At 50.6% G+C, this 20,686-nt stretch carries 16 protein-coding genes; 10 read left to right on the forward strand and 6 right to left on the reverse strand.

Annotated elements, in window-relative coordinates:
* The first annotated feature begins 16 nt into the window (after window positions 1-16).
* On the forward strand, window positions 17-2,386 hold the full coding sequence (locus ACO0LC_RS18295) for a putative bifunctional diguanylate cyclase/phosphodiesterase (RefSeq protein WP_423005660.1): 2,370 nt from the start codon (window positions 17-19) through the stop codon (window positions 2,384-2,386).
* Window positions 2,387-2,395: 9 nt separating this feature from the next.
* Here the strand turns inward: ACO0LC_RS18295 and ACO0LC_RS18300 are convergent, their stop codons facing one another.
* On the reverse strand, window positions 2,396-4,108 hold the full coding sequence (locus ACO0LC_RS18300; RefSeq protein ID WP_423005662.1) for a diguanylate cyclase domain-containing protein: 1,713 nt from the start codon (window positions 4,106-4,108) through the stop codon (window positions 2,396-2,398).
* Window positions 4,109-4,462: 354 nt separating this feature from the next.
* Here ACO0LC_RS18300 and ACO0LC_RS18305 point away from each other — a divergent pair, with 354 nt between their 5' ends.
* The 6 genes from ACO0LC_RS18305 to ACO0LC_RS18330 all read left to right on the forward strand — a co-directional run bounded on the left by ACO0LC_RS18305 (window position 4,463) and on the right by ACO0LC_RS18330 (window position 9,282).
* Window positions 4,463-5,617 carry a tetratricopeptide repeat protein gene (locus ACO0LC_RS18305; protein ID WP_423005664.1) on the forward strand — a complete coding sequence of 385 codons (1,155 nt, stop codon included), beginning with the start codon at window positions 4,463-4,465 and terminating at the stop codon, window positions 5,615-5,617.
* 103 nt (window positions 5,618-5,720) lie between these two features.
* The gene (locus ACO0LC_RS18310; protein ID WP_423005666.1) at window positions 5,721-6,626 is read left to right on the forward strand and encodes a DUF3034 family protein; all 906 of its coding nucleotides are present in this window, start codon (window positions 5,721-5,723) and stop codon (window positions 6,624-6,626) included.
* A gap of 10 nt (window positions 6,627-6,636) precedes the next feature.
* Window positions 6,637-7,086 (forward strand): group I truncated hemoglobin, encoded by a 450-nt coding sequence (locus ACO0LC_RS18315; RefSeq protein WP_423005668.1) that lies wholly within the window; start codon window positions 6,637-6,639, stop codon window positions 7,084-7,086.
* 148 nt (window positions 7,087-7,234) lie between these two features.
* Window positions 7,235-8,104 carry a DUF3034 family protein gene (locus ACO0LC_RS18320; RefSeq protein WP_423005744.1) on the forward strand — a complete coding sequence of 290 codons (870 nt, stop codon included), beginning with the start codon at window positions 7,235-7,237 and terminating at the stop codon, window positions 8,102-8,104.
* A gap of 39 nt (window positions 8,105-8,143) precedes the next feature.
* Window positions 8,144-8,584 (forward strand): group I truncated hemoglobin, encoded by a 441-nt coding sequence (locus ACO0LC_RS18325; protein ID WP_423005670.1) that lies wholly within the window; start codon window positions 8,144-8,146, stop codon window positions 8,582-8,584.
* A 38-nt stretch (window positions 8,585-8,622) separates the two neighbouring features.
* Window positions 8,623-9,282, forward strand: coding sequence for a methylamine utilization protein (locus ACO0LC_RS18330; protein WP_423005672.1), 660 nt, complete (start codon window positions 8,623-8,625; stop codon window positions 9,280-9,282).
* Window positions 9,283-9,325: 43 nt separating this feature from the next.
* On the opposite strand, the gene ACO0LC_RS18335 is transcribed toward ACO0LC_RS18330, so the two are convergent.
* On the reverse strand, window positions 9,326-10,237 hold the full coding sequence (locus ACO0LC_RS18335; protein WP_423005674.1) for a collagenase: 912 nt from the start codon (window positions 10,235-10,237) through the stop codon (window positions 9,326-9,328).
* A 405-nt stretch (window positions 10,238-10,642) separates the two neighbouring features.
* Here ACO0LC_RS18335 and ACO0LC_RS18340 point away from each other — a divergent pair, with 405 nt between their 5' ends.
* Both ACO0LC_RS18340 and ACO0LC_RS18345 read left to right on the forward strand, forming a co-directional pair.
* On the forward strand, window positions 10,643-13,432 hold the full coding sequence (locus ACO0LC_RS18340; protein ID WP_423005676.1) for a TonB-dependent receptor plug domain-containing protein: 2,790 nt from the start codon (window positions 10,643-10,645) through the stop codon (window positions 13,430-13,432).
* Window positions 13,433-13,985: 553 nt separating this feature from the next.
* Window positions 13,986-15,197 carry a M24 family metallopeptidase gene (locus tag ACO0LC_RS18345; protein WP_423005678.1) on the forward strand — a complete coding sequence of 404 codons (1,212 nt, stop codon included), beginning with the start codon at window positions 13,986-13,988 and terminating at the stop codon, window positions 15,195-15,197.
* A 61-nt stretch (window positions 15,198-15,258) separates the two neighbouring features.
* On the opposite strand, the gene ACO0LC_RS18350 is transcribed toward ACO0LC_RS18345, so the two are convergent.
* The 4 genes from ACO0LC_RS18350 to tagH all read right to left on the reverse strand — a co-directional run bounded on the left by ACO0LC_RS18350 (window position 15,259) and on the right by tagH (window position 19,723).
* A complete protein-coding gene (locus tag ACO0LC_RS18350) occupies window positions 15,259-15,777 on the reverse strand; it encodes a TssQ family T6SS-associated lipoprotein (protein ID WP_423005680.1) in 519 nt (172 codons plus the stop codon).
* A 12-nt stretch (window positions 15,778-15,789) separates the two neighbouring features.
* Complete coding sequence (locus ACO0LC_RS18355; protein WP_423005682.1) at window positions 15,790-17,517, reverse strand: serine/threonine protein kinase; 1,728 nt, start codon at window positions 17,515-17,517, stop codon at window positions 15,790-15,792.
* A 109-nt stretch (window positions 17,518-17,626) separates the two neighbouring features.
* A complete protein-coding gene (locus ACO0LC_RS18360; RefSeq protein ID WP_423005684.1) occupies window positions 17,627-18,391 on the reverse strand; it encodes a PP2C family protein-serine/threonine phosphatase in 765 nt (254 codons plus the stop codon).
* A 33-nt stretch (window positions 18,392-18,424) separates the two neighbouring features.
* The gene (tagH, locus tag ACO0LC_RS18365; protein ID WP_423005686.1) at window positions 18,425-19,723 is read right to left on the reverse strand and encodes a type VI secretion system-associated FHA domain protein TagH; all 1,299 of its coding nucleotides are present in this window, start codon (window positions 19,721-19,723) and stop codon (window positions 18,425-18,427) included.
* Between the two features lie 432 nt (window positions 19,724-20,155).
* On the opposite strand from tagH, the gene ACO0LC_RS18370 reads away from it, so the two are divergent.
* The gene (locus ACO0LC_RS18370; protein ID WP_423005688.1) at window positions 20,156-20,662 is read left to right on the forward strand and encodes a helix-turn-helix domain-containing protein; all 507 of its coding nucleotides are present in this window, start codon (window positions 20,156-20,158) and stop codon (window positions 20,660-20,662) included.
* The last annotated feature ends 24 nt before the right edge of the window (window positions 20,663-20,686 follow it).

Below are 20,686 nucleotides of genomic sequence, written 5' to 3' on the forward strand. Positions count from 1 at the left end.
ATTTCAAGGAAAGTTCATGCGTTTGCATAGTCTGGAAAGCCGTGTTGTTACTCTCTTCATCGGTTTGCTGTTGAGTGTGCAACTTGCGGCTTTTTTTGCCATTGGGAATGCCATAGACAGGAACGCACGTCAGGCGGTTGAAGCCAGCTTGAAAATCAATGAAAGAGTATTTGAAAAGGTGCTCGATCAAAACGCCCAGAAATTCCTGCAAAGCGTGACCGTACTGGGGCGTGAATACGGTTTTATACAAGCCATTGCAAGCAAGGATGTAGCCACCATCATATCCACCTTGTCCAACCACGGTGACAGGATAGGCTCGGATTTAGCCATACTCACAGAATTGGATGGAAAAATCAGCCTGTCCACCAATGCCAACCTGCAAGATTTGCGCAAGGGTAGTTTGCAACAGACAGTCAGTGCACTCATCACTGCGGCAGAAAAAACCGGCAGCGCCTCTGGTAGCGCCATTGTCGATGGCAGGCCCTATCAATTCCTCGTTGCCCCAGTCCAGGCTCCGGTCACCATCGCCTGGATAGTCATGGGTATACCTATAGGTAAAAACCTGGTCAATGAAATGCGGGACCAGTCGTATATGCAAATCAGCTTGCTGACTTCCGATCAAGCTGCCAACTGGAAAACCAATGTCTCCACCCTTAGCGACGAGCATGCACAAAAACTGGCTAAACTCATGCCACCGGCCAGCCAGCAAGTCAAGGCCATGCCCTTGCAAATAGATGAAGACCAATACAGCGCCCACATCATTCCACTGGCACATAATGCGCAGTACAACACCATCGCCGTACTGCAATTATCCATCAGCGAAGCGGTGGCACCGTATAAGGAATTGCAGAGAAATCTGCTGATACTGACTGTGCTTGGTGCTATCGTCGCCAGTATCATTAGCGCAATTACTGCACGTCGCATCACTGGTCCAGTGCGACAACTGGCAGAAACAGCGCGCAGCCTGGGTGCCGGTGATTACACTGCCACCATCGATGTCAAGCAAAAAGATGAAATCGGCGATCTGGCGCGCACCTTTATGACCATGCGTGACGGCATCGCCCAGCGTGAAAAAGAAATCAGCCGTCTGGCTTACTGGGACACCCTGACCAATTTACCGAACCGCGCCCTGTTCACCGATATGCTGGAAGAAGCCATCGCCAGTGCCCGTTCTTATGAAAAATCCTGCTTTGTCCTGATGATGGACCTGGACCGTTTCAAGCATGTCAATGATGTCATGGGCCATCGCTTCGGTGACATCCTGCTGAATCAGGTCGCCATACGTCTGTCTGCGGAACTCGGTACTGGTGGTACCAAACCGGCCCGTCTGGGTGGCGATGAATTCGCCATACTCTTGCCGAATAGCTCAAAAGAAAATGCACTTGACCTGGCCAACCGCATCTTGCGTTCACTGGAAAAACCGATCTCCATAGAAGACCAGACTGTAGACTTGGGGGCAGGCATAGGCATAGCCGGTTTCCCGGAACATGCCAGCGATGCCCAGAGCTTGCTGAGCCGTGTCGAAGTCGCCATGTATGCAGCCAAACAAGGCAATAGCGGTGCCGTCATCTACTCACCTGATATTGATAAATCCAGCCAGCAAAGCCTGTCATTACTCAGCGAGCTAAGGGCAGCACTGGAGCAACAAGCTTTCCGTCTGTATGTGCAACCCAAGGTGGGGCTGGATCATGGACAGGTCATCGCCGTCGAAGCCCTGGTACGCTGGATACACCCGGAACGTGGCTTTATTTTCCCCGATCAATTCATTCCTTTTGCTGAACAAACCGGCTTTATTCGCCAGCTAACTCATTGGGTCATGAATGAAGCGGCGCGTGTCTGCCATGTCTGGCAACAACAGGGCATACACTTGAAGATTTCAGTAAATATTTCCACCCGCGATTTACTGGACCAGGACTTGCCTGGCAAGTTTGCCCAGATACTGCAAAACAACGAAGTGCAGCCTGCCTCATTTTGCCTGGAGATCACTGAGAGTGCCATCATGGATGACCCGGTCCGGGCTTTCCAGACTCTTGATCGCCTGCATGCCATGGGCCTGGAATTATCGATAGATGATTTTGGAACCGGCTATTCTTCACTGGCTTACCTGAAACGCCTGCCTGTCCATGAACTGAAAATCGACAAGTCTTTTGTGCTAAAAATGGAAACAGATATCGACGATACCAAGATCGTCAAATCCACCATAGACCTTGGCCACAATATGGGCTTGCGTGTCGTCGCTGAAGGGGTGGAAAACCTGGAAGTCATGCAACTGCTGAAAGAACTGGGCTGCGACCAGGCCCAGGGCTATTACATCAGCAAACCCATGCCTTCAGCCGATCTGCCATCCTGGCTACTCAAATGGAAAGAACAGCATACACAGGCTTGAAGATGCAGCTCAGGCCAGGTGGACAAACTGGCTGGATTTGCGGTCACGCTTGCGGTTATACATGCGGCTATCGGCTATCTTGATGAGACGGACATAGTCGCTACCATCTTCAGGGAAGCTGGCCCAGCCCACAGAAACACCGACGCTGACCACGATATCGTCGAGGGAAATCGGCTGCTCAACGACGCTGCAGATTTTTTCCACCATATTATTGATGTCTATGGAATTCTTGGTATCTTTTAAAAGCAGCACGAATTCATCACCACCGTAGCGCGCCACCTCGTCCGTCTCGCGTATGGCAGAACGCAGGCGGGCAGCAATAATCACCAGTGCCTTGTCACCCGCATCGTGGCCGTGATTATCATTGATGTATTTAAAACGATCCAGATCAATAAAAAGTAAGGTGAATCCTTCACTGGAACCGGGATTTTCCAATGCCATTTTTTGCAGATAATTGATCTGGGCAAACAGGGATTCACGGTTTGCCACCTGGGTCAGCTTGTCATAACGCAGCTTGTTTTCCATCTCGACAAAGGTCTGGGCCAGCATGCCTATCTCGTCGGTACGGCGGATTTGCAGGCTGGGCATGGGTTCGCCATTACCAAATTTTTCAGCAGCTGAAGTCAGCTTGCGCACATCGCGTATGACACGCTCAACGATGGTCAGGCCTATGGTCAGGGCAAAGATGACACAAGCCAAGGCAATCACCATGCTTTGCATAAAGCCCTGGTTAATGCTGCTCATGAAATCGGCTCGCGGTACAGCCACCACGGTCAGCCAGTTGAGTCCCTGCTTATTGCCCAAAGGTGAAATCGCCACATCGATAGTGCCATTGCTGAGTTCCATCGATTGTGTCTGGGTAGCTGGCAATTTCAAGTTCGCTACTTTTTGGAATGTTTCACTGATCAGGGGCGTCTTCATGTCGATGGCACGCATGCGTTCTGGCGTGCCATTGACTGTGCGCTCTGGTAATTCCTGGCCAGAAGTCGCAACGATATAGCCATCAGCGTCAACGATGTAGGCGACGCTGTTTTTACTGATTTCGAGTTTGCGCAAGAAGTTTGAGAGTTCTTTCAGCGTCAGATCGGTGGCCATGACGCCGGCAAATTCGTGGTCCTTTTGATAAACGGCCTTGGCCAGCGTAATCGTGGGAAAGTGGAAAGAAAAATTATTATAAATTTTTGACCATACCGGTCTTTCCGAATTTTGCGCTATCTTGTACCAGGGACGCAGGCGCGGATCAAAATCATCACTGCGCAAGACATTGGAACGATCGCCGACATGATTGACGCGAAACACCGTGCGCTTGTCACTGTCAGGCTCGCGCCAGAATAGTTGCACCATTTCCCTGGATATTCTATAGACGCCGACAAAACGCCCGTCGCTGCCGCCGAAATAGACATAATTATTCACATCCATGAACAAGCCACTGGCAGACCAGAACTTCTCTTCCAGTGCCCTCATGTCAGAAGAAAAACTTTGCTCCCTGGGTAAATTGGCCGGGCTGGGTGCGACTGACTCCAGTGCAATCAGGGCACCGTCCAAATGTTTTTCAGTCGCATGATTGATACGGTTGACCATATCGATCAGGATGCGCTGGGTCAGCGTATAGACGGCATCCGTCCCGGCCTTCATGGAGACCCAACCTATGGCAGCAGACACACCTATCACCAGCACGATAATCGGTATCACCAATTCTCGACGCAAAGACGAACGACTCATACTTGGGCTCTGAAAAAGCTATTAGTAATTTTGTTTGCGATTCCACTCTTACTCCCTCGAACCAGCTTGAATCCAGGTGGCTTTCTCGCCTGGATCCATCCAATTATTAATGCCCGAAGGAAAATCAGGGACTTAGTATATACCGTTAAAAATTGTTAAAACCAACTTATGCCGCAACACAGACATTAAATCTTGCGTATTGTGGTAATGAAACTCATCAAAACTCATTTCATTCGACGGCCCTGGGTGGATTTTAATTAAAACAAGATACTAACCATAGCTTAGCTTTTCATCCATTTCTTTTATTATTTGAATCGCTTACGCTGAAGAAAATTTCTTTTCGGCAAACAATATATGATGGATTTATACGCCACAGATCGTGAAGTTAGGCAGTTAGAGCAAGATTTGACCGACTTGGTGGCAGTAGGGCATCTTGACGATTTGCTTGCACTGGCCTGGCATTTGCGCCAGCGCGATAGCAGTAAAGCGCTAGCGCTGTGTGAGCAAATCAGTAGTTTGCTGAATAACTCAAGCCGGACCGACACCGACAAGGCCCTGGTTTACTTGCGACTGCAATTGATACGGGCGGAAGAAAAATGGTTGCATGCCGATCTGGAAGGTGCTGCCGCCATCGTACAAGCCATACTCAGGCACCCTGATGTTCATCTTGATCCCGCCAGCCTGAGCGACGCTCACCGCATGCTGGGCTTTGTGTTTTCTGACCAGGGAAAACATGTGGAATGCGATATAGAAATGGCGATTTCCATCGATGAAGCCAGCAAGGCCGATGATATCTTGCGCAAGCGATGCACGGCTGCAGCACTGGCAAGGGTAGCTGTCTTGCGCGATGATAAATTAGCAAAATCTTATTTTGACCGCTATTTTGAATCCCGCAACCCACCCAAGGAGATTCATCCTGGCCTGGCAGCCTTGATGAATGACTTCCTGGGCTTGCATGCAGGCCTGAATGGGAAGCTGGATGAGTCAGTGCTGTTTTTAAGCAAGGCTTATGAGCAATGCCTGGAATCTGGCCAGATACGCCGCGCCATCCTGACCGCCTCCAACATAGGCTACAACTATAGCAATGCGAATGATTTTGAATCGGCGTTGGAATGGTTGCAAAAGGCACTAAAGCTCGCCAAGCCTACTGGCTGGTCACCCAGCATAGGCAATTGCCTCATGCAAATCGGCGATACCTTGCGCAAGATGGGTTCGCTCGATGCTGCCGAACATATGCTGCATGAGGCCCTGGAGCAATTGGCCAAACTGACTAATTCGCGCAATTATGCGCTGACCATCAGCGTGCTCGCCGATGTGGCGCTGGACCGACGTGATTACCACCTGGCCTTGAATTTATTTACCCAACTGGCCATGCTGCCAGGTGCACAAGAGCAAGCCGATTTGCAGGAAACAGCCAGCCTGGGACAAGCCAGGGCTCAGGCCAAACTCAAATCTCCAGTGCGTGAATCTGGTGCCAGCAAAGCCGCGGTACTTGTAGCAAAGCGTTAATTCGTCTTGTGCAAGCGATACCAAGCTTGTATAAATAAATCTTGCATACGTTCAAGGCCAGCAAGATGCTGGTTAATTCTTATCAGCCGCGACGATTTATATCATGCCGCCTCTAAAACAAGCCTTAATATCCAGCCTGCCCCTGCTCTTTGCAACACTGGCTGGCACCAGCTTTGCCCAGGGCTTGCCTGTGCCGGACAAGGGCAAGCTGTTGGCGACTGGAGCTGTCATACAACTGGAAGGGGCAGGAGGTGGTGGCTTGACGCCATGGGCCACCATTACTGGTTATGGTACTGAAGACAGCTATGGCGTGAATGCCCATATTACCCAGGTCAGTACCCAGGATTATCGTTTGCACACGGCTGGAGTGGCTGTGGGTATCGCAGACAGACTGGAAATGTCGCTGGCGACACAAAAATTCACTGCTAGCCTGGCACCTCTGGACAAGCTGGAATTACAACAGGATATCGTCGGCATCAAGCTCAAAATTGCTGGTGATCTGGTCACCGATCAGGATAGCTGGCAACCCCAGGTCGCCATCGGTGCCATGTATAAGCGCAACCATGCCGTCAAGGGACTGGAGGGGCTGGGCATCACCAGTGTCAAGCAACTGGGTGCAAAGAACGATAGTGGCGTGGACTATTATGTATCGGCAACCAAACTGATACTGGAGCACAGCCTGCTGCTCAATGGCACTTTGCGTTTCAGCAAAGCCAACCAGATGGGCTTGCTGGGTTTTGGTGGTGACCAGCGGAATCACTATCAGTTCTTGCCGGAGGTTTCTGTAGGCTATCTGATCAACCGCAAACTTGTGGCTGGCTTGGAGTATCGTAGCAAGCCGCGGAATTTGGCAGTCGACAATGAAAAAGCTTATTATGATGCCTTCCTGGCCTGGTTCCCCAGCAAATCTGTCTCACTGACACTGGCTTATGCCAATCTGGGTGACATCACCGTCTTCAATCCCAAAAACCAGCGTGGTTGGTATTTGTCACTGCAAACCGGCAATTGAGGATAAGCCCATGAAGATCTTTCAAGCTGGCACCGCTGCATCGCTTCTGTTGGCTCTGTTGATGCTCACTTCCCCGACCCATGCTGAGGCGCCGCAAACCCTGTACCAGGCCCTGGGAAGTGAAAGTGGCATCAGCCAGATCGTTGATGAAACCCTCGTCATCGTCCTCCAGGATAAGCGTATCAAGGCCGCATTCAAGGACACCAATATGCCCAGGCTGGCGCAATTACTGAAAGAGCAATTTTGTGTCATCAGCGCCGGAACTTGCAAATACAGTGGCGATGACATGAAAACCGTGCACCAGGGCCTGGGCATCAAGGCAGCACAATTTTATGCACTGGCAGAAGATGTACAAATCGCCATGGATAAACTGGCCATTCCATCCACCACGCAAAACCGCCTGATGGCTTTGTTGGCACCGATGAAACGCGATATCGTTTCCCCTAAAACTCAGCCCTGATATGTTTTCCTATTTTTTGCAATAAATCTGAATCTGATTTTCATTAACCTGCGTACAAACAGCAGACACACGTTTTCCGTGCGAAATTGCCGTTTGATCAAAAGGAGATATGATGCAAATGAATAAAAAAATCCTTGCCCTGGCCCTGATGGCTGGCAGCGCAGCCTGCATGCAGGCCAGCCAGGCCCAGGAGATGCTGAAACCCGATATGGGCAAACTGACAGCCACGGGTGGTGTCAGTCAGCTCGAAGGTGCCGGTGGTGGTGGTTTGACACCCTGGGCCCTGATCACCGGCTATGGCACCCGTGACAGCTACGGTGCCAATGCGCACTACACACAAGTCAATACCCAGGATTACAGCCTGAAAACCTATGGTGTCGCCGTCGGTATTGCTGACAGTGTGGAGTTGTCGCTGGCCAGCCAGGAATTTACCGGTTCGCTCGCCCCCCTGAATGCCTTGAATATCAAGCAGGATATTTTTGGTGTCAAAGTCAAGGTCGCCGGTGATGCCGTGTACGACCAGGGTAGCTGGATGCCACAAATTGCGGTTGGCGCCATGTACAAGCGCAATAAGGGCATAGGTGGGCTGGGTGCACTGGGCGTGACGAATGTCAAGCAACTGGGCGCCAAAGATGATACCGGGGTTGACTACTATGTCTCGGCCACCAAAATCCTGCTGGAACAAAGCCTGCTCTTGAACGGCACCCTGCGCATGACCAAGGCTAACCAGATGGGTATTCTGGGTTTTGGCGGCGACAAGAAGGATAGCTACAGACCCATGCTGGAAACCTCGGTCGCTTATCTGCTCAACCGCAAGCTGGCCGTCGGTGCGGAATATCGCATGAAGCCGCGCAATCTGAGCGTCGATAATGAAAAAGACTACTACGATGTCTTTGTCGCCTGGTTCCCTAGCAAAAATCTGTCTGTCACGGCGGCCTATGCAACCCTGGGCGATATCACTATCTTCAATCCCAAAAATCAGCGTGGCTGGTACTTGTCCCTGCAAGCCGGATTCTGAGCCACCATAGACAGCTACAAATTATAGAAAGATCACATCATGAATACTATGCTTTCCCGTATAAGTAAAATCACTATCAGCCTTTTCTTGCTTGCCAGCTTGTCTGCCCATGCACAAAGTAGCAATGACGCACTGTATCAAAGCCTGGGGGGTAAAACCGGCATCAGCACTTTCGTCAATTCCTTTGTCAGCATCGTGCTGGAAGATGTGCGTATCAACAAGGCATTCAAGGATACCGATACTGAAAGACTGGCCAGCTTGCTGACCGAACAATTTTGTGAACTCAGCGGCGGTCCGTGCAAATACAGTGGCCGCAGCATGGATGAAGTACACAAGGATATGCAGGTGACAAATGCCCATTTCAACGCATTGGCAGAAGACTTGCAAATCGCCATGGAAAAGCATGATGTACCGTCATCAATACAAAACAAGCTGATCGCCAAGCTGGCTCCCATGCAGCGGCCTATCGTCACCAAGTAAGTAAAAATTCAACAAATTCGCGACAGACTGGATAAAAAATGAAGCCATTATTTCTGCAAGCATTTCGCCTGGTGCTGCCCCTGGTCATGGGAGTCGTCGCCAACCTGCCCCTGCTGGCACATGCAGCCAAGCTGAATTTCCAGGCTGTCGATAAAAATGGCAATGCCATGGCTGATGTGGTGGTGTATGCGACACCGATAGGCATGCCCTTGCCAGCCTCAGAGAAAACCGAAGCCACCATAGCGCAAGCTGACATGCAATTTTCACCTTATGTCACTGCCATACGTACAGGATCACTAGTCAAATTCCCTAACTATGACAAGATGGAACATCATGTGAAGTCCTTCTCGGCCATCAAGGAGTTTGAAATCAAGACTTATGAACGCGGCGTCGTGCCACCGCCTGTGATTTTCGACAAGCCCGGCATCGTCATCGTTTACTGCCTCTTGCATAACTGGATGCGGGCCTATGTAATGGTGCTGGACACACCCTATTTCGTCAAGACTGACCAAAACGGCGCGGCCATACTTGATCATCTTCCAGACGGTAATTATGAAATCAAGGCCTGGCATCCCAACCTTGGCAGTATCAAACCAGCATTGAGCCAGACTGTCAAAGTGAATGAGCAGTCAGCGCCTGTCAAATGGCAATTTGATTTTGTGCCGGTGCCAAGAAAATCAAAATCCGCTGCTTATTGAGTAAAAAAATATAGCCGGGCGCGAATGCCCGGCTATATTCCAACTACACTTTGCTCAGATTATCTAGCCATGTCGCAAACTCTTTATCCATGCTGGTGCCCCAGGACCTGACCAGGGATTGATAACGTGGATAATCACCACTGCGGGTAAACACCAGCATCTTTTCTATCTCGGCCCTGTGCTGTTCCATCATGAAGCGCACTGCCAGATAGCCCCAGCTATATATCCTGACCGTGCCATTATTGTTTTCATAGCCAGTGTCAAATAACTGGCTCAGTGCATAAGTCTTTTCAGCAGCCACCTTGATGGCAGCCGGATTATCCTTACCCCTGGAAACATATTCTGCAATACCTTCCGTCCACCACACCAGGTAAGGTGTCAGCGGCGCAGGCTTGGCACAGTTTTCTGGTGGTGCGTGCGAATCATGCAGGTTGGCACAAAAATCGCCATACAGGTTGAAACGGCCGTCAAGGTAATGCACATACTCATGGCCCAGGTTGAGGACGCTGCCATCTTTTTTCTGATTGGCGACAAATTCAGCCTGATTGCCCGGACGCTCAGGATAGCCTTCCAGATACATGCCCCCATTATTGGTAGGCATATCAAAATGCTGGGTCGCATACTTCTGGAAGTCTTCTTTGGACTGGTAGATATTTGCCCTCAGACTGGTGTTGTGATCATCTTTGACTGGCTTGCCCCTGGTCGAAAACATGTCGTGGAATTGCTGCTCCAGCGCTCCCAGCATCTGGCAAGACTTGCTTTCATCTTCTGGCGTCAGAGCTTGCGAGCGCAGGCTCAGAGTCGGACTGCACTGATGCAGATGTGTCAGTACCTTTTGAATTTGTTGCTCACGCTCAAGGTCTCGTGGGCTTTGCACCTGTGGGGGATTGCTGCTACAGGCACCCAGGCTCAATACCAGTCCCAGTGACAAGCAACTGCCAATTCTGATTTTCAATTTCATCTCCTTTTTCTTTCTCGACTGCAAACAAGATAAATATTTTAGCAGCATTGCGTTGTAAATATGCCGCAGGTATTTTATAAATATACCGTAAATATATTTATATTGGTACATTTGAGTCCCACCGAATTCTGGATTTTTATTTTTTGTGAAGAATTTGGTGGTACATAAAAAGCAATGCCTGCATTGAAACACTCAAGCATATGTAATTCCTGAGTGAAAACCAGCGTGGTAATTGCCAAAAACATAAAGAGAAGGCTGGCCTTGTCTGAAATAAAAAGCAGGAACCAGACCCGGATTTGTCCATTCCCACCTGTTTAAGCACGGTGAAATGGAGGTGGCTATTCATTCGAGGGACTGAGTGGCAAGACTGAGGGCAACCTCAAAACTATGGAGCATATTTTGAAAAATCTACCTAATATGAAAAAATCCGCACTCGCCATTTCCATGGCGTTGATGGGATTGCAAAGCGCTTATGCACAAGATGCTGCGCCCACACAAAAAGTCATCGTGACCGGATCCAATATCAAGCGCGTCGATAGCGAAACCGCCTCGCCTGTGCAAATCCTGACACGCCAGGAAATCATGGACAGCGGTGCCAATACCGTCAAGGATATCCTCGACAACCTTAGCAACAATGACCGCAGCGCCATCAGTGATCTGGGTGGTGCCAATTCCTGGGCCAGTGGAGCATCAGGTGTTTCCTTGCGTAATCTGGGCCTGTCAGCGACTCTGACCTTGTTGAATGGTCGTCGCCTGCCTAGCTACGGCTTCGCCGATGGCCTGCAAGCCACTTTCGTGAACATCGATGCCATTCCAGCCAATGTCATTGAGCGTATAGAAATCCTGAAAGACGGTGCTTCGGCGATTTATGGCTCCGACGCGGTTGCAGGTGTCATCAACATCATTACCCGCAAAGATTTCAAGGGCGTGACTGTGAATGCCAGCGCCCAGCAATCGCTGCGCAACAGCATACTGAACAAATCCCAGACCGCCTCCATTACCGCAGGCACAGGTGATTATGAGAAAGATGGCTACAATGTCTTTGGTCACATTGAGGCATTTCACCGCGATGCTTATAAAGACCGTGATATCTTCCCTCTGCTGCCCGACTGGTATCTGAAAATGAACCCGGATCGCGCCACCCTGTCCACAGGTTCCTACCCTGGCAATTACACTGGCCGCTATCCTGCCAATTATGCTGACAAGACACTGGCTGGGAAATCTTTTACAACGGCAGCACCTGGTTGTGCACCTGAACTGCTGATAGGCGGCTTGTGCCGTTATGATTACTGGAAAGACAGTGATGCCAATCCTGGCGCAGACCGTATCGCTTTTTTTGGCATGGGCAAGAAAAAACTGGGTGAAAACCTCAGCGGTACTGCTGAAGTCAATTTCTCGAATACCAAGAGCACCTATTACACCTCTGTACCGCGCAGCAATATCACTGGCGTGCCATTGACGTGGTATGACTCTATCAAGGGGCAAATGCAATACTTCACAGATCCGCAATTGCCGGTTGGCCACCCCTTCAATCCCTACTCCTTTCCAGTTGGCCTGAATTATCGTTTTGCCGATAATCCTGATATGTTCAAGAATGTCGGTGAAGCAAATCAATACCGTGTCATGGTAGGTCTGGAAGGCACTCACTTTGGCTGGGAATGGGATGGCGCTATCGGTACCATGGGGTCCAGCGCAAGCCAGAAACAGCATCTATACCGTGACCGCTACGGTTACTACGATGCCATCGTCAAGGGTGAATACAAATTTGGTGCTGTCAATCCGCAATCCGTACTTGACAAAATGTTCCCGGAAATGGGATCACATGGCAAGTCCACCCAGACTTTCCTGGACTTCAAGGCATCGCGTGAATTGATGGCCCTGGGTGGCGGCCCGCTGCAATTGGCAACCGGTTTCGACCTGCGTCATGAAACTTTTGAACAAGCCAGTAGCGACAATGTGCTGAATGCGCAAATCGTGCAGTTCAGTGGTGCATCCATACAAGGGTCACGTAACGTCGGCGCTGCCTTTGCCGAATTGAGCGCTCCTTTCACCAAGCAACTGGAAGGCAGCTTTGCCCTGCGTGCCGATAAATCCGGCACCACTGAGGCGGCTGTCGTGCCCAAGTTTGGGCTGTCTTACAAAGCTACCGATTTCCTGATGTTGCGCGGTACGGCAGCCGAAGGATTCCGCGCGCCTAGCTTGCCTGAGACTGGTAATGGTGGTGCTTCCTGGTTCAATAATGGTTATCTCGATCCCAAACGCTGTGCCATGGCAACCCAGATGTCAGATGCCCTGAAAACAGGCAATGCCGTCGATCAGGCCAATGCCAGCACTGCCTACGCCCTTGGTTGCTCGGTTAGTTTCCCAGCGCGCGTCTTGCCTAACAAGGACTTGAAACCGGAAAAATCAAAGAGTTTCACCCTTGGTCTGGTCTTGCAAGTGACAAAGGATACCAGCGTCACCATCGACTACTACAGCATCAAGCGCCGTGATGAAATTTCTGTGCTGAGTGTAGATGAAACTCTGGCTAATGAAGATAAAAAAGCTGGTCTGGTTGAACGCGGTGCCTTGACAACGCAAGATATAGACTTGGCACAACGCGCTTCTGAACTGGCAGGCAAACCCCTGGGCTTTACGATTGGCCCTATCGCCACCATAGGTGCGCAATATGCCAATCTGACCAAAACCAAGGTTGCCGGTGTCGATGTCGATGTCAACAGCAAATGGAATCTGGGAGAAGCAGGCAAACTCAGCACTGGTCTGGAAATGAATTACCAAACCGACTATCGTAGCTGGAGTTCATTTACCAATGACTATAGCGAAAACTATGTAGGCCGCCGTGGTACACCTAAAATCCGTGCCATCGGTAAAATCGGCTGGTCCAGGGGTGACTGGAGTGCAGGTTCCAGGATTTACTACACTAGCGGTACAACTTTGAGCTGGGGTGACCTGGACAGCGCCAATACCGAGCAAGGCTGTTTAGACCGCGGCGTCAGCGTTGACCAATGCAAGGTCGCTGCTGACACCACCGTCGATTTCTCGCTGAACTACAAAGGCTGGAAAGACACTTTGCTGACCATGAACCTGTTCAACGCCTTCAACCGCGACACTGTCATGCAAATGCGCCCAGGCAGCCCATTGCCTTTGCGTGGCCGCGTGCTGAAATTGTCGCTGGAGCATAAGTTTTAATAGCAGGGTTTAACAAAACATCAAAAACAAAGCATCAAAACAAAGGCAATCCCATTAAGCTCAAGACCAGTAAATCAACCGGTCTTGATGTTGGGGTTGCCTTTGATTTTGACTTTGCTTTGCTTTTGACTTGCAGGAAAGCCTCCCTTTAGGGGCAGCGACACCTGGATCGCCTTCTTTGGCATGCCTGTCTTGGCGACGTGAAAGAAAGGTATGTAGCTGTCGGGCTCCCCCCGACCGGCAATCCCCAAATACATGTGCAGGCATTTGAAAGTCAAATATGCCAAACAATTCAAATCTGAAATTAAGATGTCTGACAGCTTGCTACGAGCGCCGCTAGATTCCAGTCAAAAACACGCTGGAATGACGTAAATAAGTTTACGGTTTATTAGGGATCGCAGCAGCTAACTGACTTAAATAAAAACAGTAATTACGGTGTAATCTGGACCACTATGCCGATTTCGTCATCCACACAAACACAAACCATCAAGACCCAGACCCCGCCTTATACTATCCTCCTCCGCATCCATAAAAACCAAACCGGAGTTCCAGCATGACATCAGGCATAGGCGGTTCCACTGCAGAATTAGAATTAGCCAGCATCCAGGCAGACTTGAGCGATGTCAGCCCCATCAGTGCAACAGAACGCCAGGCCAGGGTAGAAAAAGCCGCCAGGCTGATGCAAGAAAATGGCGTCGATGCCATGATTTTGCCGGCTGGCAGCAGCCTGTATTATTTCACGGGCTTGCGCTGGTATCCCAGCGAGCGCCTGACGGCAGCCATCCTGACACCGGATGCCAGGCTGACTTATGTCTGCCCTGAGTTTGAAGATTCCAAGCTGCGTGAGACCCTGGGTACAAATGCAGATATCCGCCTGTGGCAAGAAGAAAATGATCCCTGCCTGCTGGTCAAGAATTTTTTGCAGGATGCTGGCTATAAGACTGCTGTCATTGCACTCGACGAAAACGCACCGTTCTTTGTCTTCGATGGCTTGCGTCGTGTCTTGCCTCTGGCACAGATCATCAATGCCGGCAGTATTACAGCTGAATGCCGCATGCATAAATCAGCAGCCGAGCTGGCCATCATGCAAAAGGTCAAGAACCTGACGCTGGAAGTGCAAAAGAAGGCGGCAAAAATTCTGCATGAAGGTATTTCTTCTTTTGAAGTCGCCCGATTTATAGACCAGGCTCACCGTGCCTATGGTGGCAGTGCATCCACTTTCTGCATAGTCAGTTTTGGTGCAGCGACTGCCATGCCACATGGCCCGGATGCTGAGCAATTCCTGCGCGAAGGCGACATGGTACTCATCGATACCGGTTGCAAACTGCATGGCTATAACTCGGACATCACCCGCAGCTATGTGTTTGGCAAACCCAGCCAGCGCCAGCGTGATATATGGGAATTGGAAAAAGCTGCCCAGGGCGCAGCCTTTGAGGCGGCACAAATCGGCGTGCCTTGCGAGCAAGTCGATGCCGCTGCCAGGAAGGTATTGGAAGCCGCTGGCTTTGGGCCAGACTATCAGCTACCTGGCCTGCCACACCGTACTGGCCACGGCATAGGCCTGGACATCCATGAATGGACTTATCTGGTGAAAGGCAACCAGCGTCCGCTGGCGGCTGGCATGTGCTTCAGCAATGAACCCATGATCTGTATAGAAGGCGAATTTGGCATACGCCTGGAAGATCATTTTTATATGACGGAACAGGGACCACGCTGGTTCACCGGTCAAAGCCACGCAGTCGATGCGCCATTTGGTCGCGATTGAGAGCTGCTACCGGCATATCAGTTGCCGGTAGTGTTACTTACCTACTTGCTTGCCAACTTACTCACTTAGCGGCAGCAGTGCCTTCTTTTTTCTTGACAGGCGCTGGTGCTTTGACGGCATTCTTGGATTTCAGGAATACTGGTCCCCATACAGGATGACCGATTTCTGCGGCTGACAAATTGAAAGCTGGATCCAGCTTCAAGGCCTTGTCAAATTGCTGGCGGCACAATTGCGTACGAGAAGTCACACAATAGCTGAACGCCAGAATCTTCAGGGCACCAAGTTGCACGTCCTTGTTATGCCCGCTCCAAATTTCGGTCGCGGCATTGAGTTTTTTGATGGCACCATTGTAATCACCACCATCATACAAGGTCGTACCATCTTTCAATGCCTGCATATCTGAGTTGAGAGCAGGGGCAGTTGGCTCTGCGGGTGGTGGTGGTGGCGGTGGCGGAGTTTCTTTTGGTTTCACCACGGGCTTGGGAGCCGGTGGCTGCTTGGGTGCAGTGTCGCAACCCTGCAAGAGGGTACATGCCATTACCAGACCCGTCACATACAGCGTTTGGGCTAATTTCTTCATTTTTCTTCAGCTTTATTTATTCGTGAACTCATGTTCTATGGTTGCAGCATTGCTTTTGCCAGCCTCGACTTCAGTGATGAAGTCGGGGAAGCCAGGATTGGTTACCCGTATCTTATGCTTGCCTGCAGCCAGGCTTATATGTTTCAGGGGTGGACTGGCCCCCTGCTGTACGCCATCAACGAAAACCGTGCCCCAGGGCTTGATTGCCAGCTTCAAATTGAGTTTGCTGGCAGCTGCCTTGGCCGCTTTGACTTCTTTCAATCGTGCTTGTGCAGCCTCTACAAATTTGCCCTGAGGATATTGCTGCAAAAATGCGCTAAGCGCCTCAGGGCTGGCTGTATTATCGTCCTTTAATTTGTCCCAGGCCAGTTTCTCAGGATCTGGCTTGTCTGCTGCCTCCGCTGCACTGGCCACTACAGGGCTGGCATTGCTGGCAGCAGCGGCTGCATTTTTTTCCGATGGTGCAACTACGGCAACAGATGCCGGAGTGGGCGCTGACTGCGGTGCAGATACCGCACTAGAAGCAGGAGCCGGGCCAGCGGCCAAAGTTTGACCAGGTTTATTCGCCCCCTGGCGGCTGGCTAAATAAGCGATCGCCAGGATCAGGACTCCAGCCAGTGCCAACATGGGCAGTAACAGCTTGCCAGACTTGGTTGACACGGCGCCCCCGCCTTCTGCCGCTTTGACTTCTGGCCTATGTGTTTTTACAGCAGTCACATCCTTGACAGGTAAGGCGTGCAAATGATCCTGCCCTTCTGCTTGCATGCCTGCGGCATGTTCTTCCCTGCCTTTGCGGGATTTGCGTACAGAGGCGAAAGAACTGATACCCAGCAATTGACGGAATTCATCCATGCTTTGCGGCCGGTCTTGCGGTTGTATGGCCAGCGCCAGGTCTATGGCCTTCAAAAATTTGGCACTAAAGCCGGCGTGCTCACCATCCTGCAACGGCAACATGGTGTCTTTGACTACCCGGCCTACCGAGATAGGTGGCGGCGACTTCATGATGGCGAAATACATGACAGCAGCCAGGGCATAGATATCCGTCCATGAGCCCTGGGGCATTTCCACATCATCGGCATATTGCTCTATGGGTGCATAGCCAGGCTTGAGGATCACCGTCATGCCTTGCGTCATGTCACCAATGATCTGGCGGGCAGAGCCAAAGTCCAGCAAGACGGCCACGCCGTTCTTTTGCACGATGATATTGTCAGGGGAAATATCCCTGTGCAGTATCTTGGAGCGGTACAGGCTATCCAGGGCTTCGAGTATCTGCTTGAAGATAAATCTCAGCCAGGCCTCGGTCACCAGCTTGGGGCGCTTGTTGACGATTTGCTTGAGCGTATGACCATCATAATGGCGCATGACCATGTAGGCAGTCTTGTTTTCTTCCCAGAAGCGATACACCTTGACCAGGGAAGGATGATCAAACTGGGCCAGCAGGCGCGCTTCATTGATAAAACTCTTCAGGCCTGCTTCAAAAGTAGCTTTGTGACGCTCGGACCTGACGGTCACACTGGTATCGGCAGAACGACCGGCCAGGGAACCTGGCATGTATTCCTTGATGGCAACGGTGCGCTGCAATGAATGGTCGAAGGCCAGATACACGATACCAAAGCCACCCTCACCTAAAATACCGGTGATTTCAAAGTCATTTAGCCGCGTGCCGACAGCGAGACAATTCTCGGTACCTGCATGAATTGCAGTTGATGCTCCAGTGGCGAGTACTTTTTCTGTGTTCAAGGCTTACTCGGATAGTAGTTTCTTGCCTGAAGCAAAAGCGGCATGATATCCATGTATTCATGATATCCACGTCCAGGCTTCTGTTTCACGCTTAACATTTCACGCTCAATTAGCGGTTAACTTGTTTGTCATGCAGACAAATAGCAAAAGCCGAGAAATTATCCCTGTTAATTGCTTTTGACGTACTAATATTTTTTTCTGCAATGGCATTCATTTTACTCAACCAGGCCTCACTACTGCCTGTCGTTGCCAGACAAAACTCCATTTCATGCTCATGTACCCACTCCCAAAACCCGTCGGTACACATGAGAAATGCATCGCCATCGTTCAAATCCATGGCATCTGCAGTTACCTCTGGACTACTGTCGCCTTCTGCACCTATCGCCGCAAATAACATATTGCGTTGGGGGTGCTGACGTATGCGTGTATAGTCGACAATGCCAGCGTCTACCAGACGTTGGGCCTGGCTATGGTCTTTCGACACCATCTTGATCCTGCCCTTGCGAAACTGATAGATCCTGGTATCACCCATATGCGCCCACAGGGCACAACGATTACTCTTGTCTATCAGCACGGTGGCGATGGTGGTGCTCATATGTCGCTGCACCACATTCTCGCGCTTGCTTTGCGCCACTCTGACGATCGCCCAATCCAGATAAGAGCGTAAAGCCCTGGCACTGAACGAGGCTTCCTGGACAAATTTCTCTACAACAGCGTCAATTGCGACCTTGGCCGCCATCTCACCACCGACATGACCACCTGTGCCGTCAGCCAGCACAAAACAGGCCAATCCATCTTCATTGGCCCAGGCCAGCGCATCCTCATTGGTTTTTCGATTGCCTATGGCAGTGAATTGCGCTGTATCCAGATGCATGGCCGGAATGTGGTTAAGTTTAAGCACAGAAATCTAGCGATTTGATTCTGCTTTTTCGACTTCTTTCTCATAGGCAAGTAAAAACTCCTTGCCAAACATGGCCTGGAATTCATCTTTTTTGCCAGCTGAAATAGTATCAAATAACTCACTGAACTGGTCCCACATGGCTGCCTTGCGACGCCCGGGGTTAATCTGGTCCAGCAGGCCAGGCGTACCCAACTGTGCCTCCACATGGCCAGGTTGCAGGGTTTTCAAAATAGCATCTGTTACCGCCCTGTTTCCTGCTGCCACACCCATCTGATGCGCACGTATATCAAAAAAAGCATCTTCCATGGCCTCTGAGGGCGCCATGAAACCTGGCATCTTCTTGCGCAACATCTGAGTTAATACAGTTTTACTGTCAGGGAAAAATTTTAATGGATTGTTTTCCCTTAGCACAACCATGGTTACTTCTGCTTTCACTTCGCGCTTGAGCAAGGCACGTTGTGACAGTTCTTCCATCGCCCCCTGCACCGAGGCTGCCATGAACTTGCCCAAGGTTTCCATCAGCTCTACAGTCAAGCCTGAAGCCAGGTTCAATTGTTGCAAACCTGCGCCTTGCAAGAAGGCCTGCATGAGTTCTTGTGTATTGTGGCTGGCATGGCTGGCTGGCTTGGCAGCATCGGCTTTGACCGCGCTGGCAGGCACATCGGCAGCAGCTTCTGCAGTAGCAACAACAGGTTTGCTACTGGCTTGCGTAACGTCTTCTGCTGGAGTCTGAATGGCTTCGGGCCGCAACAGGAACTGTGGCGGCTGTGCAGCCACACTCTCTTTTGCCACTGGCACTGCTGGCTGGCTGGTAGTAACGCTGTCCGTTACACTGTCCTGTGGAGCTTGCGCGACGGGCTCGCCCTCTGGTTCTACCTCAGCTGCCGCCGGGGCTACAGTTGCGGCTACAGATATGTCTGTAGCAAGATCTTCAGCTGCATCTTTTGTTACATCAACAGCAATATCTGTTGCGGCCAAAGGCTCGGCAAACTCAGCAGTTTCGGCAGTCAACAGGTATAAACCTATCTGGATTTGATCTCCAGGATGAATTTCAAATGCCGTCTCGGCTTTGATTTCCTTGCCATTGATGCTGACAGGATTGGCCAGGCTGAGATTATTGATGAAATGCTTGCCATCCTTGCTCCAGGCGTGAGCCTGGGTACGCGACACAAAGTGCTTGGGGTCAGGCAAGGCCAGGAAATTCTCTATATTCCGCCCTATCGTCGCTGGTTCCGGCCCAAATACCGCAGAAATCGGCGTTTCTGGTACTTCGTTATTATAAGAAACAACGGCAATTTTTATCATTAGTGGCACTCCAAAACCATTTTATATCGCCTGTAAAATAAGTATCCTGAACAGGCAGTTTGAGATAATCTTACGACAGTGCTTTTTATGCTGACACTTAAGCAGAAATAACAGGGGGCAAGCGCAAAAGAAACTCAGCCATTTTACGCCCATCCCCAAGTTGATAACTTGCCATGTCAACACGTACTCGAAGCTTACCCGATTATCATGAAATCGGCGACTTAGCCGGAGCAAGTTTTATGGTTTGCAGCAAACATTGAGACAAAGTACGACATTTAATAGCAATTAAGTAATTTAATTTTGATATTGCTGGCTTAGTTGCTGGTCTAGTTGCTGGTGCTGCACGCCACTGATTACGATTCGCAAAATAGTTCTTCAGCGTTTTTATCGCGACATTGAGTCCGGGAATTTGTTATATATGAGGCAATGGTAATGAGCAAGTCTGAGCAAAGTGAAGCTGCTCTGTCAGAAGTCACAGGTACATTTCATTATCAAGAGTTGATTGAATCCCGCCTGGGACAACCTATCGCCAGCGATTTGCTGGAAGCTGAAGCCCAAAGACTGGCTGCTTCACCTGGTGCCAAGCTGGCAGCGGGCCGCAATGCCCTGGGCTGGACAGTGGAACAGGTTGCTGCCCGGCTGAGGCTGGCACCAAGACAAATCATTGCGCTGGAAAAAGACGACTATCCCGCCCTACCGGAGGCGGCGATAGTCAAAGGCTTCACACGCGCATATGCGAAGCTGGTGAAACTCGATCCCGAACCCATCCTGGCCTTGATCAAGATGGGTGCGGATAAAAATCAAACGCCGCCTGGCAAGGCTGCAGCAAGTAGACGACCCGGCAATCCGGCAACAAATCAGGCTTTCCCGCTAGGCATTTTCATCTGCCTGTGTATCGCTGCGGCTCTGGCTTATGCCTACTTCAATTTGCAGCATTAAACTTCCCCCTGCCTGTCAGCAAGC

The sequence above is a fragment of the Undibacterium sp. JH2W genome, from assembly GCF_049340425.1.
Lineage (GTDB): Bacteria > Pseudomonadota > Gammaproteobacteria > Burkholderiales > Burkholderiaceae_D > Undibacterium.

Coding starts and splice junctions, on each gene's coding strand:
- ACO0LC_RS18345 (WP_423005678.1), top strand. CDS start 13,986: ATGACATCAGGCATAGGCGGTTCCACTGCAGAATTAGAATTAGCCAGC.
- ACO0LC_RS18305 (WP_423005664.1), top strand. CDS start 4,463: ATGATGGATTTATACGCCACAGATCGTGAAGTTAGGCAGTTAGAGCAA.
- ACO0LC_RS18295 (WP_423005660.1), top strand. CDS start 17: ATGCGTTTGCATAGTCTGGAAAGCCGTGTTGTTACTCTCTTCATCGGT.
- tagH (WP_423005686.1), bottom strand. CDS start 19,723: ATGATAAAAATTGCCGTTGTTTCTTATAATAACGAAGTACCAGAAACG.
- ACO0LC_RS18330 (WP_423005672.1), top strand. CDS start 8,623: ATGAAGCCATTATTTCTGCAAGCATTTCGCCTGGTGCTGCCCCTGGTC.
- ACO0LC_RS18370 (WP_423005688.1), top strand. CDS start 20,156: ATGAGCAAGTCTGAGCAAAGTGAAGCTGCTCTGTCAGAAGTCACAGGT.
- ACO0LC_RS18315 (WP_423005668.1), top strand. CDS start 6,637: ATGAAGATCTTTCAAGCTGGCACCGCTGCATCGCTTCTGTTGGCTCTG.
- ACO0LC_RS18360 (WP_423005684.1), bottom strand. CDS start 18,391: ATGCATCTGGATACAGCGCAATTCACTGCCATAGGCAATCGAAAAACC.
- ACO0LC_RS18300 (WP_423005662.1), bottom strand. CDS start 4,108: ATGAGTCGTTCGTCTTTGCGTCGAGAATTGGTGATACCGATTATCGTG.
- ACO0LC_RS18350 (WP_423005680.1), bottom strand. CDS start 15,777: ATGAAGAAATTAGCCCAAACGCTGTATGTGACGGGTCTGGTAATGGCA.
- ACO0LC_RS18310 (WP_423005666.1), top strand. CDS start 5,721: ATGCCGCCTCTAAAACAAGCCTTAATATCCAGCCTGCCCCTGCTCTTT.
- ACO0LC_RS18320 (WP_423005744.1), top strand. CDS start 7,235: ATGGCTGGCAGCGCAGCCTGCATGCAGGCCAGCCAGGCCCAGGAGATG.
- ACO0LC_RS18325 (WP_423005670.1), top strand. CDS start 8,144: ATGAATACTATGCTTTCCCGTATAAGTAAAATCACTATCAGCCTTTTC.